Source organism: Pseudonocardia sp. ICBG162, assembly GCF_020496225.1.
Lineage (GTDB): Bacteria > Actinomycetota > Actinomycetes > Mycobacteriales > Pseudonocardiaceae > Pseudonocardia > Pseudonocardia alni.
This window is the reverse complement of record NZ_JAHLJD010000013.1, coordinates 1,808,027-1,824,850: the sequence shown is the minus strand read 5'-3', so window position 1 is coordinate 1,824,850 and position 16,824 is coordinate 1,808,027. Positions and strand designations below refer to the sequence as shown.

At 74.2% G+C, this 16,824-nt stretch carries 19 protein-coding genes and 1 riboswitch; of the genes, 12 read left to right on the top strand and 7 right to left on the bottom strand.

Annotation, left to right across the window (positions count from 1 at the left end; genetic code table 11):
• The first annotated feature begins 72 nt into the window (after window positions 1-72).
• From lhgO to KPL60_RS11480, 6 genes are all read left to right on the top strand, one after another.
• On the top strand, window positions 73-1,305 hold the full coding sequence (gene lhgO, locus KPL60_RS11505) for an L-2-hydroxyglutarate oxidase (RefSeq protein ID WP_226365796.1): 1,233 nt from the start codon (window positions 73-75) through the stop codon (window positions 1,303-1,305).
• Window positions 1,302-2,204, top strand: a complete 903-nt coding sequence (gene era / locus KPL60_RS11500) for a GTPase Era (protein ID WP_224403076.1) — start codon at window positions 1,302-1,304, stop codon at window positions 2,202-2,204. The genes lhgO and era overlap by 4 nt, the downstream gene beginning before the upstream one ends.
• Before the next feature lie 20 nt (window positions 2,205-2,224).
• Complete coding sequence (gene recO, locus KPL60_RS11495) at window positions 2,225-3,061, top strand: DNA repair protein RecO (RefSeq protein ID WP_226365795.1); 837 nt, start codon at window positions 2,225-2,227, stop codon at window positions 3,059-3,061.
• 223 nt (window positions 3,062-3,284) lie between these two features.
• Window positions 3,285-3,647, top strand: coding sequence for a hypothetical protein (locus KPL60_RS11490; protein WP_062401510.1), 363 nt, complete (start codon window positions 3,285-3,287; stop codon window positions 3,645-3,647).
• 34 nt (window positions 3,648-3,681) lie between these two features.
• Window positions 3,682-4,509 carry an isoprenyl transferase gene (locus tag KPL60_RS11485; protein WP_226365794.1) on the top strand — a complete coding sequence of 276 codons (828 nt, stop codon included), beginning with the start codon at window positions 3,682-3,684 and terminating at the stop codon, window positions 4,507-4,509.
• Window positions 4,506-4,922, top strand: coding sequence for a hypothetical protein (locus KPL60_RS11480; RefSeq protein ID WP_226356011.1), 417 nt, complete (start codon window positions 4,506-4,508; stop codon window positions 4,920-4,922). The genes KPL60_RS11485 and KPL60_RS11480 overlap by 4 nt, the downstream gene beginning before the upstream one ends.
• Before the next feature lie 37 nt (window positions 4,923-4,959).
• Here the strand turns inward: KPL60_RS11480 and KPL60_RS11475 are convergent, their stop codons facing one another.
• Together KPL60_RS11475 and KPL60_RS11470 are read right to left on the bottom strand one after the other, a co-directional pair.
• Window positions 4,960-5,160, bottom strand: coding sequence for a DUF2795 domain-containing protein (locus KPL60_RS11475; RefSeq protein WP_226356012.1), 201 nt, complete (start codon window positions 5,158-5,160; stop codon window positions 4,960-4,962).
• An 80-nt stretch (window positions 5,161-5,240) separates the two neighbouring features.
• Complete coding sequence (locus KPL60_RS11470; protein ID WP_226356013.1) at window positions 5,241-5,876, bottom strand: hypothetical protein; 636 nt, start codon at window positions 5,874-5,876, stop codon at window positions 5,241-5,243.
• A gap of 74 nt (window positions 5,877-5,950) precedes the next feature.
• Window positions 5,951-6,065: riboswitch (SAM riboswitch) on the top strand.
• 43 nt (window positions 6,066-6,108) lie between these two features.
• On the opposite strand from KPL60_RS11470, the gene KPL60_RS11465 reads away from it, so the two are divergent.
• A complete protein-coding gene (locus KPL60_RS11465) occupies window positions 6,109-7,476 on the top strand; it encodes an aminotransferase class V-fold PLP-dependent enzyme (RefSeq protein ID WP_226365793.1) in 1,368 nt (455 codons plus the stop codon).
• A 10-nt stretch (window positions 7,477-7,486) separates the two neighbouring features.
• Here the strand turns inward: KPL60_RS11465 and KPL60_RS11460 are convergent, their stop codons facing one another.
• Both KPL60_RS11460 and KPL60_RS11455 read right to left on the bottom strand, forming a co-directional pair.
• On the bottom strand, window positions 7,487-7,939 hold the full coding sequence (locus KPL60_RS11460; protein ID WP_373324130.1) for a Fur family transcriptional regulator: 453 nt from the start codon (window positions 7,937-7,939) through the stop codon (window positions 7,487-7,489).
• Window positions 7,936-8,313 carry a helix-turn-helix transcriptional regulator gene (locus tag KPL60_RS11455; protein ID WP_020624590.1) on the bottom strand — a complete coding sequence of 126 codons (378 nt, stop codon included), beginning with the start codon at window positions 8,311-8,313 and terminating at the stop codon, window positions 7,936-7,938. Before KPL60_RS11455 ends, KPL60_RS11460 begins: the two co-directional genes overlap by 4 nt.
• Before the next feature lie 105 nt (window positions 8,314-8,418).
• On the opposite strand from KPL60_RS11455, the gene KPL60_RS11450 reads away from it, so the two are divergent.
• From KPL60_RS11450 to KPL60_RS11440, 3 genes are all read left to right on the top strand, one after another.
• The gene (locus KPL60_RS11450) at window positions 8,419-8,823 is read left to right on the top strand and encodes an antibiotic biosynthesis monooxygenase (protein WP_226365792.1); all 405 of its coding nucleotides are present in this window, start codon (window positions 8,419-8,421) and stop codon (window positions 8,821-8,823) included.
• A 122-nt stretch (window positions 8,824-8,945) separates the two neighbouring features.
• Window positions 8,946-9,887 (top strand): type IV toxin-antitoxin system AbiEi family antitoxin domain-containing protein, encoded by a 942-nt coding sequence (locus tag KPL60_RS11445; protein WP_226365791.1) that lies wholly within the window; start codon window positions 8,946-8,948, stop codon window positions 9,885-9,887.
• A 203-nt stretch (window positions 9,888-10,090) separates the two neighbouring features.
• Window positions 10,091-11,497: a glycine--tRNA ligase gene (locus KPL60_RS11440; protein WP_226365790.1), complete on the top strand. Its 1,407-nt coding sequence runs from the start codon at window positions 10,091-10,093 to the stop codon at window positions 11,495-11,497.
• Between the two features lie 64 nt (window positions 11,498-11,561).
• Here the strand turns inward: KPL60_RS11440 and KPL60_RS11435 are convergent, their stop codons facing one another.
• The 3 genes from KPL60_RS11435 to KPL60_RS11425 form a co-directional block, all read right to left on the bottom strand.
• Window positions 11,562-11,762, bottom strand: a complete 201-nt coding sequence (locus KPL60_RS11435; RefSeq protein WP_073577983.1) for a hypothetical protein — start codon at window positions 11,760-11,762, stop codon at window positions 11,562-11,564.
• Window positions 11,763-11,849: 87 nt separating this feature from the next.
• Window positions 11,850-12,839: a CNNM domain-containing protein gene (locus KPL60_RS11430; protein ID WP_208824226.1), complete on the bottom strand. Its 990-nt coding sequence runs from the start codon at window positions 12,837-12,839 to the stop codon at window positions 11,850-11,852.
• The gene (locus KPL60_RS11425; protein ID WP_208824228.1) at window positions 12,836-14,257 is read right to left on the bottom strand and encodes a hemolysin family protein; all 1,422 of its coding nucleotides are present in this window, start codon (window positions 14,255-14,257) and stop codon (window positions 12,836-12,838) included. Before KPL60_RS11425 ends, KPL60_RS11430 begins: the two co-directional genes overlap by 4 nt.
• Window positions 14,258-14,536: 279 nt before the next feature.
• Between KPL60_RS11425 and KPL60_RS11420 the strand changes: the two genes are divergently transcribed.
• Both KPL60_RS11420 and KPL60_RS11415 read left to right on the top strand, forming a co-directional pair.
• Entirely contained in the window at window positions 14,537-15,616 is a 1,080-nt protein-coding gene (locus KPL60_RS11420; RefSeq protein WP_226356022.1) for a C4-dicarboxylate ABC transporter, read from the top strand.
• Between the two features lie 80 nt (window positions 15,617-15,696).
• Window positions 15,697-16,743 (top strand): XdhC family protein, encoded by a 1,047-nt coding sequence (locus KPL60_RS11415; RefSeq protein ID WP_226365789.1) that lies wholly within the window; start codon window positions 15,697-15,699, stop codon window positions 16,741-16,743.
• Window positions 16,744-16,824 lie beyond the last annotated feature (81 nt).

The window sequence follows — 16,824 nt, the reverse complement described above, 5'->3', positions numbered from 1 at the left end:
CGTCCCGCCACGCGTGGGACGCGAGGAGGACCTGATGGCTGCCCGCACGACCATCCCCGCGGAGCGTGCCCGGTGACCGGGCTGCCCGCGACACCGCGCTACGACCTGGTCGTCGTCGGCGGTGGGATCGTCGGCCTGGCCACCGCGTACGCCGCCACCCGCAACGGGCTCAGCGTCGCCGTCGTCGAGCGTGAGCAGCGCCTGGCGAACCACCAGACCGGCAACAACTCCAACGTCGTGCACTCCGGGCTGTACTACGCGCCGGGCGGCTACAAGGCCCGCCTGGCCGTCGCCGGGTGTGCCGAGACCATCGCGTTCTGCCGCGAGCACGACCTGCCGCACCAGGTGTGCGGCAAGCTCGTCGTCGCGACCGAGCCCGAGGAGCTGCCCCGGCTCGACGAGCTGGCCCGCCGCGGCGACGCCAACGGCGTGGAGAACCACCGCCTCGACGAGCACGGCATCCGCACCTACGAGCCCGACGTCCGCGGTCTCGCCGCGCTGTGGGTGCCCTCGACCGGCATCACCGACTACCGGCTGGTCGCGGAGAAGCTGGGCGAGCTGGTGGAGAAGAACGGCGGCGAGGTCCACCTGGGCCGCACCGTCACCGGGTTCGCCCGCCGCCCGTCCGACGTCGTCGTGCGCACCACCCGCGGTGACCTGCTCGGCACCCGCGCGGTCGTCTGCGGCGGCCTGCGCTGCGACGAGCTCGCCCGCCTGGCCGGTGCCGACCCCGGCGTGCGGATCGTGCCGTTCCGCGGCGAGTACTCCGGCTTCTCCGAGCGGGCCGCCTCGCTGGTCCGCGGCCTGATCTACCCGGTGCCCGACCCGGCGTTCCCGTTCCTCGGGGTGCACGCCACCCGCGGCATCGACGGCACCGTCCACGCCGGCCCGAACGCCGTGCTCGCGATGGCCCGCGAGGGCTACGACTGGCGCACGGTCAGGCCGAAGGAGCTGCTGGGCACGTTGACCTACCCGGGCATGGTGAGGGTGGCGCGCACGCACTGGCGCTACGGCATCGGCGAGGTCCGCCGCTCGCTGTCGACGCGGGCGATGGTCCGCCAGATCCAGCGGATGCTGCCCGACGTCACCGCCTCCGACCTGCACCCGGCCGGCGCCGGGGTGCGGGCCCAGGCGGTGAAGGCCGACGGCACCCTGGTCGACGACTTCCTGTTCCTCGACCAGGCCGGCCCGGACGGCGCGGGCCGCCCCGGCTCGATCCTGCACGTGCTGAACGCACCCTCCCCGGCGGCGACGGCGGCCCTGTCGATCGGCCGCGAGATCCTCGACCGGCTGGGTGCGGCATGACCGGCGCACAGCCCGAGGGCTTCCGGTCCGGGTTCGCCTGCTTCGTCGGCAGGCCCAACGCCGGCAAGTCGACGCTGACCAACGCGCTGGTCGGGGAGAAGATCGCGATCACCTCCTCACGCCCGCAGACCACCCGGCACGCGATCCGCGGGATCGTGCACCGCCCGGACGCCCAGATCGTCCTGGTCGACACCCCGGGGCTGCACCGCCCACGGACCCTGCTCGGGTCGCGGCTCAACGACCTGGTGCGCGAGACCTGGTCCGAGGTCGACGTCGTCGGGTTCTGCGTGCCCGCCAACGAGAAGGTCGGCAAGGGCGACCGGTTCATCGCCGAGGAGCTGCGGCGGATCGCCGCGCACACCCCGGTGGTCGCCGTCGTCACCAAGACCGACACCGCCCGCCCCGAGCAGGTCGCCGAGCGGCTCACCGAGGTGTCGGCCCTGATGGAGTTCACCGAGGTCGTGCCGACCTCGGCGCGGTCGGGTTTCCAGGTGTCGCTGCTCTCGGACCTGCTGGTCGGGCTGCTGCCGGAGGGCCCGCAGCTCTATCCCGACGGCGACCTCACCGACGAGCCGACCGACGTGCTCGTCGCCGAGCTCGTGCGGGAGGCGGCGCTGGAGGGCGTGCGCGACGAGCTGCCGCACTCGATCGCCGTCGTCGTCGAGGAGACGATCGAGAAGAAGGACCTGCTGGAGATCTACGCGATCATCTACGTCGAGCGGTCCAGCCAGAAGGGCATCGTGATCGGCAAGGGCGGTGCCCGGCTCAAGCAGGTCGGCAGCGACGCCCGTCGCCAGATCGAGAAGCTGCTGGGCACCCGGGTGCACCTCGACCTGCACGTGAAGATCGCCGAGGACTGGCAGCGGGACCCGAAGCAGCTGCGCAAGCTGGGGTTCTGAGCAGGACCTAGACTGGGCGCGTGGCCCAGCTCTACCGCGACACCGGGATCGTGCTCCGGGTGCAGAAGCTGGGCGAGGCGGACCGGATCATCACGATGCTGACCCGCCAGCACGGCAAGATCCGGGTGGTCGCCAAGGGCGTGCGCCGCACCCGGTCCCGGTGGGGCGCCCGGCTGGAGCCGTTCAACCACGTCGACGTCCAGTGCTACACCGGCCGGACGCTGGACGTGGTCACCCAGGCCCAGACCGTCGACGCGTTCGCCCCGGCGATCGTCGCGGACTGGTCGGCGTACTCCTGCGGCTGCGCGATCCTGGAGACCGCGGACCGGCTGGTGTCCGAGGAGGGTGAGCCGAGCCTGCGGGTGTACCTGCTGCTGCTCGGCGCCACCCGGGCGCTGGCCGACGGCGCCCGTGAACCGGCCCTGGTGCTCGACGCGTTCCTGCTGCGGGCGATGAGCCACGCGGGGTGGGCGCCGTCGCTGTCGGAGTGCGCGCGCTGCGCGACCCCCGGCCCGCACCGGTCGTTCACCGTCGCCGGCGGCGGCATGGTGTGCCCGCGCTGCCGTCCGCCGGGCTCGGTGACCCCGGCGACCGAGACGGTGGCCCTGCTGTCCGCACTGCTGCACGGCGACTGGGACACCGCGGACGCCTCGGGCACCCCGACCCGGCGTGAGGCCAGCGGCCTGGTCGCGGCGCACCTGCAGTGGCACCTGGAGCGGCAGCTGCGCTCGCTGCCCCTGGTCGACCGCCGCGCCCGGGTCCGGCCCGCCGCCGTCGTCGCACCCGGGGTGCCGGGGCCCGCCCCGGAACCGCCGGACGGCGGAGCAGCGACACCCCCGGACGCTCTTCCCGGCTAGTCCGATCGGACTTTTGTCCCTGTGTGGGGTGCCGTGAGCGGCCCGTCCGCTTCGTCGAGCGGTTGACGTGCGGGCGCGCCGCCCGTCGCGGTGCCGCCGGTCGCGTCGCACGGGACTTCCGCCGACTCCACCGGGTGATCATCGCTTTCGACGGGCAACCGGTTCCGCCGTCTCGTTACGCTCCTGTGATCGAGGGGACCCCAGCCCCGTCGGAGAGGCAGTCGTGAACCGACCCCACACCCCGCCGCCGGACGACGACCACACCGGTCGCACCCACCGTCTCCCGGCCGCCACGCAGCGCATCCCGGTGCCGCCCACCCAGCAGTTCCCGGTCCGCACCGAGGCGATGCCGGAGTCCCCGCAGGACGGGCCGACCCGCGCGATGCGTCAGGTCCGGGCCCGCACCGAGGACGGCGCGTGGCCGGCCATCCCGATGCTGCCGGTGATCCGGCCCGACGAGTCCGAGCCGATGTCGGAGGCCGACCGGATCCGCGGGCACCGCGGGATGCGCCGGCTGCGCGAGACCATCGAGCGGCTGGAGGACCCGGCCGTGCCGGCCTGGCCGCAGCCCGACCACCGCGACTGAACCCGTCCGCCGTCCCCGACGTAAGGTCGGCGACGTGCCGTTCCAGCCTCCCGCACCGCACCCGTCCGGTGCCCGGCCCCCGGCGATCCCGCCGGAGCTGGTGCCGCGCCACGTCGCCCTCGTGATGGACGGCAACGGCCGCTGGGCCAACGCCCGCGGCCTGCCCCGCACGGAGGGCCACAAGCGGGGCGAGGCCTCGCTGATGGACGTCGCCCGCGGCTGCATCGACCTGGGCGTGCGCTGGCTGTCGGCGTACGCGTTCTCCACCGAGAACTGGCGGCGCAGCCCCGACGAGGTCCGGTTCCTGATGGGCTTCAACCGCGACGTGATCCGCCGCCGCGTCGACGAGATGGACGCGATGGGGGTCCGGGTCCGCTGGGCGGGCCGGCGCCCGCGGCTGTGGCGCTCGGTGATCAAGGAGCTGGAGATCGCCGAGGAGCGCACCCGCGGCAACGACGTGCTGAACCTGACCATGTGCGTCAACTACGGCGGCCGCGCCGAGATCGTCGACTCGGTGCGGCAGCTCGCCCGGCTCGCCGCGGAGGGCCGGATCAACCCCGACAAGATCGACGAGCGGATGCTGGCCCGGTACCTCGACGAGCCGGACATGCCCGACGTCGACCTGTTCGTGCGCTCCTCGGGGGAGCAGCGGACGTCGAACTTCCTGCTCTGGCAGAGCGCCTACGCCGAGATGGTCTTCCTGGACACGCTGTTCCCGGACTTCGACCGCCGCCACATCTGGCAGGCGATCGAGATCTACGCGCGCCGGGACCGGCGTTTCGGGGGAGCTTCCGAGCGTCGCGGAGCGGGCGCGAGCATCGACACGGCCGCCGCCGTCCCGAACGATGGAGTGACTCCGTGACCACCGATGTGATCTCCGGGATGCTCGCCACCGCCAAGGGTGCGCTGGAGCGGTTCCACGACGTCACCACCGACGACGACGGCGCGCTGACCTTCGCCCACGGCGGCGTGCTGTGCGTGGTGCAGGGCACCGAGCTGGAGGAGGGCCTGCCGGTCCTCAACCTGACCTGCGTCGTCGCGTGGGACCTGCCGGAGTCCGCGGACCCGGAGCACGACGTGCCGCGACGGGTCGGCCTCGGGGTGGGGGAGGGCCTGTTCGGCACGCCCCGGGTGGTGCGCGGCGAGCGCGGCTGGGACGTGACGCTGCGCTACGCCTTCCCCGCGGCCGGGCTGGGCGAGGGGCCGATGGGCACCCTGCTGATGCTGGTCGTGTCCTCGGCGTCGAGCATGCGCGCGGAGCTGGTCGGGAGCTGAGACCGCCCGGCCGGGGGCGCACCCCCGGCCGGACCCGTCACTCGCCGGTGTCGACGGCCGCGACGACGGCGTCGACCGAGGTGTAGTCCTCGGCCGGTGCCGAACGCAGGGCCTCGACCGTCGCGGCGTCGGCGCCGTTGCGCTCGGCGGTCCACGCCAGGTCGTCCTTGGAGGCGGGGAACTCGAGACCGTGCAGAGCGCTGCGGACGGCGTCGGCGGTCGTCGTACGGGATGTCATGGGGTCACCTCTCGTCGTGGACGTTCGGTGACCGGATAGCCGGTGTGCGGCCGTCCATGCACGGGACGGCCGCACGACGGTCAGCCCTCCCCGGCGGGGTCCGCCTCCCCGGCGTCGCTGAGGTGCACGATCGGCAGCGCCGCCAGCTGGCCCGCGGTCATCGCGTGCGCCACGCCCAGCACGTCGTTCTGGGCCTTGGTCATCCGCGCGTCCACCAGCCCGGACAGGCCGTAGGCGACCCGGCCGAGCAGCCGCACCGTGGTCTCGTCGACCTGGGGGCGCGGGGTGGAGACGACCGCGACACCGCGCGGGGCGCCGTCGTTGGACTGGGCGACGCCGATCTCGTAGGACTCACGCGGGTTGACGTGCCGCGACGCGTAGTGGTCGCGCAGCGTCGACATCATGTCGTGGAACCCGGTGACGTCACCCTCGAGCTCCAGGGTGGACAGGTCGTCCTTCGTGAGGGTCTTGGTGCGGCCGGAGAAGCAGCGCACGTAGCCGATCACCGCGCCGGTCCACAGTGCCTCGACCAGGGCCGGGTCGGCGGCCACCCGGACCGGGCCGGACTCCGGACCGCCGAGCGCGGTCACCAGGTGCTCGCAGCACTGCAGCACGTACTGCAGGTCGTCGAACACCGCCGCCAGCTGGGCAAGCTCGCCGGACTCCGGGACGTCGATCCGCCGTACCGTGCCCGGGGCGGGTTGCGTGTCGGTCATCTTTCAGACGCTATCCGGGGTGGCGACGGTCACGGTGTCTCCTTCTGAGACGGTCTGCTAGCTTCGGCGGCGAAGGTCACGAGTGCCAGCGCGAAGCCCCGGCTCGCTGGACGGCAACCCTCCTCCGCGGTGGGGTGCCCCGGGTGATGACCGGGCCGACGCGACACCCGCAGTCGGCAAGCGCGGATCCGTGCGCCACGCCGGGTCCCCGAGATCGGCCGGAGGCCCGATCATGACCCTCGCCCTGTCGCGTTCCGTCCAGCACGCGCTGCCCCGTGTCGTCGGCGCGGACCTCACCGTCCCGCTCGTCGACGGCGGGTGGGCCCGCTACTGCGACCTCGACTCCGCCGCGTCGGCGCCGGCGCTGGAGAGCGTCGCCGCGCACGTCGCGCAGGTGCTGCCCTACCACGGCAGCGTGCACCGCGGCGCCGGCTGGACCTCGAAGGTCTGCACCGCCCTGGTGGAGAACGCCCGCGCCGACGTCGCCCGGTTCGTCCGGGCCCGCGCCGACGACGTCGTGGTGTTCACCCGCAACACCACCGACGCGCTCGGCCTGCTCGCCCGCGCCGTGCCCGGCCCGGTGGTGACCCTCGACCTGGAGCACCACGCGACGCTGCTGGCCTGGCGGGGCGGTACCGGCGGCGCCGAGCACCGGGTCGTGCGGGCCGGTCGCAGCATCGCCGCGACCCTCGACGCGCTGCGGGCCGAGCTCGCCGCCCGTCCCGACGCCGCGCTGGTCGCGGTCACCGGTGCGTCCAACGTGACCGGCGAGCTCCTCCCGGTCGCCGAGATCGCCCGGATCGCGCACGCCGCAGGCGCCCGGCTGTGCGTCGACGCCGCGCAGCTCGCCCCGCACCGGCGCGTCGACCTGGCCGGGTGGGGCGCGGACTACGTCGCGCTGTCCGGGCACAAGCTCTACGCGCCCTACGGCGCCGGGGTCCTCGTCGGTCGCCGGGACTGGCTCGACGCCGCCGAGCCGCACGTCGCGGGCGGGGGAGCGGTCCGCTCGGTCGCCGTGGCCGGTGGGGAGACCGTCACCGAGTGGCTGCCCGCACCGCAGCGCCACGAGGGCGGCACCCCGAACGTGCTCGGCGCCGCTGCGCTGGGCGCGGCCTGCCGCACCCTCGAGGACCTGATCGACGACGCCGTGCCCGCCCACGAGCGCGAGCTCGCCGCCCGGCTGCGCGCGGGCCTGGCGACCGTCCCCGGCCTGCGGGTCCTGTCCTGCTTCGACGACGGGCCCGACGCCGACCGCACCGCGACCGTCTCGTTCACCCTCGGCGAGCTGCCCGCGGGCCTCGTCGCGGCGGCGCTGTCCGCCGAGTACGGCATCGGCGTCCGCGACGGGCGGTTCTGCGCGCACCCGCTGCTGGAGCGGCTCACCGGCGGCGGCGACGCGGTGCGCGCCTCGCTGGGCCTGCGCACCGGCCCCTCCGACGTCGACCGGCTGGTCGACGCGCTGACCGACCTGGCGCGGCGCGGTCCGGCCTGGACCTACGCCCTCGTCGACGGCCGGTGGGCGCCCACCCCGGACCCGCGCCCGGCCGACCCGTTCGCCCGGGACCGGGAGCTGCCCGCCGTCCCCGGCTGCGGGGACTGAGCCCGGGGCGTCAGCCCGCCGAGCAGCGGCCGCAGAGGCCGAAGATCTCCAGGGTGTGCGACACCTCGGTGAAGCCGTGCTTCTGCGCGACCGACTCGGTCCAGGACTCCACCGCGGGGCCCTCGATCTCGACGGCGGCGCCGCACCGGCGGCACACCAGGTGATGGTGGTGGTGCTCGGTCTCGCAGCGCCGGTAGACCGCCTCGCCGGACGCGACCCGCAGCACGTCGACCTCGCCGCCGTCGGCGAGGGTCTGCAGGGTCCGGTAGACCGTGGTCAGGCCGATGCCCTCACCGGCGCGCCGCAGCTCCTCGTGGATCTCCTGGGCGGACCGGAAGTCCTCCAGGCGGTCGAGCAGCGCGGTGACGGCGGCCCGCTGCCGGGTGGCGCGGATGCCGCGCGGCCCGGCGGTGGACCGCTGTGTGATCGTCGCCGCGGTCGTCCGGTCGGTCGTCTCCGTCACGTGTCCTCCTCGACGTGGGCGACGGCGTCCACCACGATGTGCGCCAGGTGGTCGTCCACCAGCGAGTACAGCACCTCACGGCCCTTCCGCTCGCCCTCGACCACCCCGGCGGCCTTGAGGACCCGCAGGTGCTGGCTGATCAGGGGCTGGGTGACCCCGAGCGCGTCCACCAGGTCGTGGACGCACCGGGAGTGTTCCAGCAGCTGCAGGACGATGGCGATCCGGACCGGTGCGGCGAGTGCCCGCAGCAGGTCGCCCGCGGCGGCGAGGGTGCGCGGGTCGCGGGTCGGGCCGGGCTCGGGCGCGGGGTGGTGGTCGTCGTCCGCACCCGGGCCGGCTCCCGGTGCGTGCGTGGTCTGGGCTGCGGCAGACATGTGGTGGACCCGTCCGTTCCCCGGAGGCGGCGGCCACACCCCCCGGCGCTGCTGTGCCGTGCCGGCCGCACCCGACATGGTAGGCGTGTTCGTTATCGTCGCGCCGTGCTGCTGGTCTGCCGCTTCCGCGTGTCCCCCTCCGAGGAGTCCGCGTTCACCACGCGCGCGGCCCGTGCCCTGGAGCTCCTGGCCGCCCGGCCGGGCTGCCGCGGGGGTGAGGCGGGCCGGGCGATCGAGGACGCCGGGCAGTGGGTCCTGACCGTCCGCTTCGACTCCGTCGACGCCTACCGGCGCGCCCTGGGGCCGTTCGAGGTCCGTGAGCACGTGCACCCGCTGCTGGCCGAGGCCGACACGACCACCGAGGCGACCTACGAGTCCCTGATCACGGTCACCCCCCCGCGCCACCCCCGTCCACCACCCCAGCCTGCTGAGCTGAACCCCCGACCTCGCACACCGTCCTGCGACCTCGCAGCCGCTGCAGAGCGTGCGAGGTCGCAGGAACGTGTGTGAGGTGCGGCGGAGGGGCCGGGTTGTCCACAGCGCGCGCTCGACGCCCGGCGCGAGCCGGGACCGTCCACAGCCGGACGGGTGACGGGCTTCCCGCGCTCCCGGTGCGCGGCGACGGTGGGGACATGGATCCCGACCCGCGACCGGCGCCCGGTTCGCCCGCCCCGGTGCTGCGCCGGGACCTGGTCGCGGCGGGCGTGGGCGACGACGAGCTCCGCAGGCTCCGGGCCTCGGGCCGGCTCGTCCGGCTGCGTCGCGGCGCCTACGTCGGAGCCGGTGACCTCGGACCGGTGGAACGACACCGGCAGACGGTGCGTGCGGCGGTCCGCACCCTGTCCCCGGACGCGGTGTTCAGCCACGTCTCGGCGGCCGCGATGCACGGGATCGGGCTGTGGCGGGTCCCGCTCGACCGGGTGGAGGTGACCAGGAACCGGCGCAGCGGTGCGCGGACGGCGCCGTCGGCGCGGTGCCACGCGGCGACGCTCGCCGCGGACGAGATCACCGTCGTCGACGGCGTCCCGGTGACGACGGTCCCGCGCACGGTCGTCGACCTGGCCCGCGCTCTGCCCTTCGTCGTGGCGGTCGCGGTCACCGACGCGGCGCTGCACGCCGGAGCCGTCACCGCCGACGAGCTCGCCGCCGCCGTGGCCCGGTCCGCGCGGCGTCCCGGCACCCCGGCCGCCCGCCGGGTGCTCGCCGCGGCCGACGGCGGTGCGGACGGCCCGGGGGAGACCCGCAGCAGGCTCCTCCTCCACTCCTGCGGCCTGCCCGCACCGGCCACCCAGCAGGAGCTGCGGGATCCGGCGGGACGGTTCCTCGGCCGGGTCGACTTCTGGTGGGAGCAGGCCCGGGTGGCGGGGGAGTTCGACGGGCGCATCAAGTACGGCCGGCGGCTCGACCCCGGTGGCGACCTCGAGGAGGTCCTGTGGCGGGAGAAGCTGCGGGAGGACGCGATCCGGGCCGAGGGCGTCGCGGTGGTGCGCTGGGTGTGGGCCGACCTGCACAGCGCGGCGTCGTTCGCCCCGACCGTCGCCCGCCTGCACCGCGCCCTGGACCGTGCCGCGTGAGCGCTCGACCTCGCAGACCGTTCTGCGACCTCGCAGCCTCTGCAGGGTGTGCGAGGTCGCAGGAACCTGTGCGAGGTCGGCCGGTCGGAGCCACCGCGGCGGGGCTGGGGGCGGGGCAGGGGGTGGGGATGCACGGCGGGTCGGTAACCTGGGACGCCCCGTATCCGGGGGACCTCCGAACCACCTTCTCTGGAGTACCGCCAGTGGCCAGCAAGCCCACCTCCGCCAAGATCGAGACCATCGTCGCGCTGACCAAGCGGCGCGGATTCGTCTTCGCCTCCGGTGAGATCTACGGCGGTACCCGGTCGGCGTGGGACTACGGGCCCCTCGGCGTCGAGCTGAAGGACAACATCAAGCGCCAGTGGTGGAAGACCATGGTGACCGGCCGCGACGACGTCGTCGGCCTGGACTCATCGGTCATCCTGCCGCGCCAGACCTGGGTCGCGTCGGGCCACGTCGGCACCTTCTCCGACCCGCTGGTCGAGTGCGAGTCCTGCCACAAGCGCTACCGCGCCGACCAGCTCGCCGAGGAGTTCGCCGAGCGCAAGGGCCGCGACCCGGAGCAGGCCGACCAGAACGACCTCTCCGAGGTCCCCTGCCCCAACTGCGGCACCCGCGGCCGGTTCACCGCGCCCCGCGAGTTCAACATGATGCTCAAGACCTTCCTCGGCCCGGTGGAGTCCGAGGAGGGGCTGCACTACCTGCGCCCGGAGACCGCGCAGGGCATCTTCGTGAACTTCCTGAACGTGCAGACGACCTCGCGCAAGAAGCCGCCGTTCGGCATCGGTCAGATCGGCAAGAGCTTCCGCAACGAGATCACCCCGGGCAACTTCATCTTCCGCACGCGCGAGTTCGAGCAGATGGAGATGGAGTACTTCGTCGAGCCCGGCAGCGACGAGGAGCTGCACCAGTACTGGATCGACGAGCGCACCCGCTGGTACACCGACCTGGGCATCTCCTCGGAGAACCTGCGGCACTACGAGCACGCCAAGGAGAAGCTCTCCCACTACTCGAAGCGCACCGTCGACATCGAGTACCGGTTCAACTTCACCGGCCAGGAGTGGGGCGAGCTCGAGGGCATCGCGAACCGCACCGACTTCGACCTCACGGCGCACTCGAACCACTCGGGCGTCGACCTGTCGTTCTACGACCAGGCCTCCGACACCCGGTACAAGCCGTACGTGATCGAGCCCGCCGCCGGCGTCGGCCGGTCGATGATGGCCTTCCTCATCGAGGCCTACAGCGAGGACGAGGCGCCGAACGCGAAGGGCGGCGTCGACAAGCGCGTCGTGCTGAAGCTCGACCGCAGGCTCGCCCCGGTCAAGGCCGCGGTGCTGCCGCTGTCGCGCAACGCGGACCTCTCGCCCAAGGCGAAGGACCTGGCCGCGCAGCTCCGGAAGAACTGGAACGTCGACTTCGACGACGCCGGCGCCATCGGCCGCCGGTACCGCCGCCAGGACGAGATCGGCACCCCGTTCTGCATCACGGTCGACTTCGACACCCTCACCGACCAGGCGGTGACGATCCGCGAGCGCGACTCGATGGCGCAGGAGCGGGTCGCCCTGGACCAGGTCGAGACCTACCTGGCGACGCGCCTGCTCGGCTGCTGAGCAGGCTCCGGACCGACGAACGCCCCCGCCCGGGATCCGGGCGGGGGCGTTCGTCGTGAGTGGGTCAGCGCCGGTAGGCCAGCAGCTGCACGCCCAGCTCGGACTCGGCGCGGCGCACCTCCTCCAGCTGCTCGGCGGTCAGCGCGGCGTAGGGCGACTCGGGCCGGTAGGCCACGAGCGGGCCGCCGATGCGGTCCTCGAGCTGCTTGAGCCTGGCCAGCGCCGTGTCGTCGAGATCGGCGGGACGCAGCGTCGGAGCGGTCATCACAACCTCCGTGGGTGATCGGGAGGCGACCCAGAGTAGGACCGCCCCGGACCGGGCGCAGCTCGGGTACCCGGTCCGGGGTCGCTCCTACACCGGCTCGGGGAGGAGCCGTTCCACCAGGTCGGAGAGGGTGACGATGCCGACCGGGCGGTCGTCGGACTCCACCAGCGCTAGGTGCGCACGCTGCTCACGCATCGTGTTCACCGCAGTGTGGTACTGCGTGTCCGCCGACAGGGTGAGCACCGGGCGCATCAGGTCCCGGGCCCGGGTCCCCGGGGCCCGCGTCAGGGTGTCGCGGACGTGCACGTACCCGATCGGGGTGTCGCCGTCGCGGACGACCAGCCGGAGGTGACCGGTCCGGCGACAGGTCGCCTGGATGGCGGCGACGTCGTCGTCCGCGGCGACCCCGGAGGGCTCCCGCGCGAGCTCGCCGAGCGGGGTCCGCTCCAGCTCCAGCGCCGTGACCAGCTGGTCACGGCGCCCCTGGTCCAGGGTGCCGGTCTTCGCCGAGTGGTCGACCAGCTGGCGCAGGTCGTCGGCGTTGCGGCCCGAGGCCATCTCGTCCACCGGCTGGACCCCGCACAGCCGCAGGCAGCGGTTGGCGGCACCGTTGAGCAGGAGCAGCACCGGCCGGGCCACCACCATGAACCCGCGCATCGGGATCGCCAGCATGATCGCCGAGCGCTCCGGGTGCGAGATCGCCCAGGACTTCGGCGCCATCTCCCCGACGACCAGGTGCAGGAACGTCACCACGATCAGCGAGATGACGAACGACGCCACCCCGGCGACCCCGGCGGGGATGCCCCAGCCCTCCAGGACCGGGCGCAGCGCGTAGTCCACGGCCGGCTTGCTGATGGCGCCCAGTCCCAGCACGCACAGCGTGATGCCGAGCTGGGACCCGGCGAGCAGCACGGAGATGTCCTTGGAGCTGCGCAGGGCGGCCCGGGCGGCGGCCGAGGTCTGTGCGGCCTCCTCCAGCCGGTAGTTGCGAGCCGCGATCAGGGCGAACTCGATCGCGACGAAGAAGGCGCTCGCCCCGATCAGGACGATGGTCGCGATGATCTGAAAGGCACTCATGCCCGCACCTCCCGCTCGTCGCTGTCCTGCTCGGAACCGGCGGTCACCGGTCCGGTCCACTCCAGGCGGACCGCCGACGGGACCCGCCGGTCGACCTCCTGCACCACCAGGCGCAGGGCGCGGTCCTCGTCGTCCGGGCTCTCGGCAGGGATCGTCACGACGACGGCGTCGCCGGCGTCCGGCAGTCGCTGCAGCTCGGCCATCACCAGACCGCCGACGGTCTGGTAGTCGCCCTCGGGCAGCTCGGCGTCGATCAGCCTGCCGACCTCGTCGACGTGCCGGTCACCCGGCACGACCCAGCCGTCGTCGGACCGCAGTGCCTGGTCCGTCCCGGCCTGGTCGTGCTCGTCGGTGATCTCACCGACGAGCTCCTCGGCGACGTCCTCGACGGTGATGACACCGGCGAGGCCGCCGTACTCGTCGAGCACGCAGGCGAGCTCCTCGTCGTCGGCACGCAGCTGGGCCAGCACCTGCGGCAGCGGCAGGGACGAGGGCACCAGCACCGGGGCCCGCATCAGGTCCGACACCAGCACCTGGTCGAACGGCCGGTCGTCGCGGTCGGCGAGGGCCAGCACGTCCTTCAGGCAGACCACGCCCACCAGCTCCAGCGCGTTCTCGGTGTCCGTCGCCTCGGCGGGCGGCCCGAGCACCGGGTACCGCGAGTGCTGGACGGCCATCTGGCCGACCAGGCTCTCGACGGTCGCGTCGGCGCGGACCCACGACACCCGCGGCCGCGGGATCATCGCGGCCCGCGCGGTGCGGTCGCCGAAGTCGACGGCGCGGTCCAGCAGCACCGCGAGCTCCGGGTTGAGGTCACCCGAGTCCTTCGAGTCGTCGATGATCGCCTCGAGGTCGCGCGGGGTGGCCGAGTGCTCGACGTCGTGCACCGGCTCGATCCGCAGTGCGCGCAGCAGCAGGTTCGAGGCCGCGTCGAAGATCCGGATGATCCACCCGAACAGCGCCAGGTAGGTCTTGGTGGACAGCGCCAGCCAGCGGGCCACCGGCTCCGGCCGGGCGATCGCCAGGTTCTTCGGGAACAGCTCGCCGAACACCATCTGGACGACGGTGGCGAACAGCAGCGCGATCACGGTGCCGATCGCGACACCGACGCCGAGCGGGACGTCGACCAGGCCCAGCAGCTCACCGATGCCGTTACCGATCAGCGGCTCGGCGACGTAACCGACCAGCAGACCGGTGACGGTGATGCCGAGCTGGGCGCCCGACAGCATGAACGAGGTGCGACGGGTGATGTCGAGGGCACGGGACGCTCCGGTGTCGCCCTCGGCCGCACGGGCCTTGAGGCGGGAGCGGTCGACGGCCATGTAGCCGAACTCCTGGGCCACGAAGTAGCCGGTCAGGGCGGTGATCGCGAGGACCACCAGGATGCCCAGGAGGATGCCGAGGATCGTGCCGATCACCGGGAGGTCACCGCCCGGGTCTCGGGCCCGGCCGGGATGTGCACGGCGTGGGCGGGGACGAGGACGATGCGGGGTCGCCGGCCGTCACGGGGACGGTCGGCGCGCGGACTGCAGGTGGGGTCCATGACTCCTGACTCGCGATCTGATGGGTGTTCGACGCGTACAACGCGTGCCGGAATCGTACGGTTCCGGAACGCAGCCGTCGCGGTGGTCACCCTGTGATGGCCCGAACGGCGGTACCGGTGTTTGGTGCAACGCCGGAGCGGGTCATCCCCGTCCGTGATCACGTCTCGCCTGGAACAGGCCGGTCCGCCCTGGTTCGGGGCGGTGATGGGGACCGGGATCGTCGCGGTCGCGACCACCTCGTTCCCGGTGCCGGTGCCGGGCCTGCGCGTCGTGGGGACCGTGCTGTGGCTGCTCGCGGCGGCGTTGCTGGTGGCGCTGGGCGTGCTGGTCGTGCGGGCCGGGGCGGCGCGACGACGGCGTGGTGACCGTCCCGACCCGTCGGACCTGCCGTTCCTCGGTGCACCCGGCCTGGGGATGCTCACCGTCGGCGCGGGGGCGGTCGAGCTCGGTCCCGGCCTGCTCGGCGAGCCGGCCGCGGCCGCACTGAGCTGGACGTTGTGGTCGTCGGGCACCGTGGTGGTGCTGGTCGTCGCGGTGTGGGTGCCGTTCCGCTGGATCAGCAGGCCCGGATCGGCCACCGACCCGGCGCCCGCCTGGATCATGCCGGTGGTCGGGCCGATGGTCGCCGCCGCCGACGGCGCGCTGCTGATCGGACACATCCCGGGCCCGGCGGCGGCGTCGACGATGCTGCTGGTCTGCGTGGCCCTGTTCGGGCTGGGCGTGGTGTCGGCGCTGGCCCTGCTGCCACGGGTGCTGGCCCGGCTCGGCACGGCCGGGCTCGCCCTGGCCGACACCCCGACCGTCGTCATCGTGCTGGGGCCCTTCGGGCAGTCGGTGACGGCGGCGAACCTCCTCGCGGGACAGGCGCAGGGGCTGCTGCCCGAGCCGTTCGCCGGCGTCGCGATCGGCGCGGGACTGCTCTACGGCGCGCCCGCCTGGGGCTTCGCGGTTGGCTGGACGGTGCTGTCGGCGGTGCTGATCGGCCACGCCCTGCGCCGGGGGATGCCCTTCAGCGCCTCCTGGTGGGCGGTGACCTTCCCGTTCGGCACCCTGGTGACCGGCACGAACGCGCTCGCCGCGCGGACGGCGCTGCCCCCGGTCGTCGGGGCGGCTGTGGTGCTGTTCGCGGTACTGGTCCTGGTGTGGGTGGTGGTCGCGGCCGCCACCGTGCGGTCGGCACTGTCCGACGTCGCCGACGAGATCGTTCCGTCGCGACGGTCGGTACGGGCCTGACCCCGGACACGGTCCTCGTGAGCGGCGCGCGGTGGCCCGTTCTCAGCTCACCGTCAGGCCCCGTCGCTACCCTGGCGACCGTGAGCACCTCGGCGACCTCCTCCGCGGCACGGCCACCGGCCGACCCCCGTCGTGACCTGGGCGCGGCCCTGCGCCGCTGGGCGGTGACCGGCGGCCCGGGGATCGGCGTCGTCCGGGTGCTCGACCGGCACGGGTTCGGCTCCGTCGAGTCCGGCCAGCTGGTCGCGGGCACCACCGACGGCGAGGTCGGCGGCCTGCTCTACCTCGGTGCCCTCGACGACTCCGCGCACCCGCTCGCCGCCGAGGCGGCGTCCGGGACGGCGACGGTGCGCGAGGCGCACGTCGGGGAGTCCTCCGCGGTCGCGGCCGGGCTCGCCTGCGCCGGCGGGGCGACGCTGCTCGCCCACCCGCTGCCCGCCGGTCCCGCCGCCGCGCTGGGGGAGGCACTGGAGGCCGGTCGGCCCGCCGCGCTGCTGTCGGTCGTGGAAACCGGCGCGGCCCTCGTCCTCACCGGGCCCGGCCTGGAGGAGTCCACCGGCGACCTCGGCGGGGTCACCGCCGCGGCGGCCGAGCAGACCCGCGCGCTGCTGCGCCGGGGGGCCACGGCCACCGAGCGGCTCGACGTCGACGGCACCGCGGTCCTGGTCGACCTGCTGGTGCCGGTCCCGTCGGTGCTGGTCGTCGGCGAGGGTGCGCTCGGGGCCGCCCTGCACGCCCAGGCGGGCCTGCTCGGCTGGAGCGCCCGCACCGTCACCACCGTCGACGACGCGCGCGCCGCCGTCGCCGCCTTCACCGAGGCCGACGTGCTGGTGCTGCTCGACCACGACCCGGCCTTCGACGCGGCCCTGCTCGACGGCCTCGCCCACGGCCGCGGGTTCCTCGGGGCGCTCGGGTCGCGGCGCACCCAGGCCGCGCGCCGCGAGCGGCTGCTCGCCGCCGGGGTCACCGAGGACGCCCTGGCCACTGTCCACGGGCCGGTCGGTCTCGACCTCGGCGCCCGCACCCCGGCCGAGACCGCGGTGTCGATCGTCGCCCAGGTCGTCGCGCTGCGCGCCGGGCGCTCGGCGTCGGCGCTCGCCTCCTCCGCCGGTCGGATCGGCGGATGACCGGCACGTCGTCGCGGCGCGGGCTCGGCGGCGCACCGCCGGAGCCCGGTCCGGACCGGCGCACCGTGCGCCGCCCGGTGC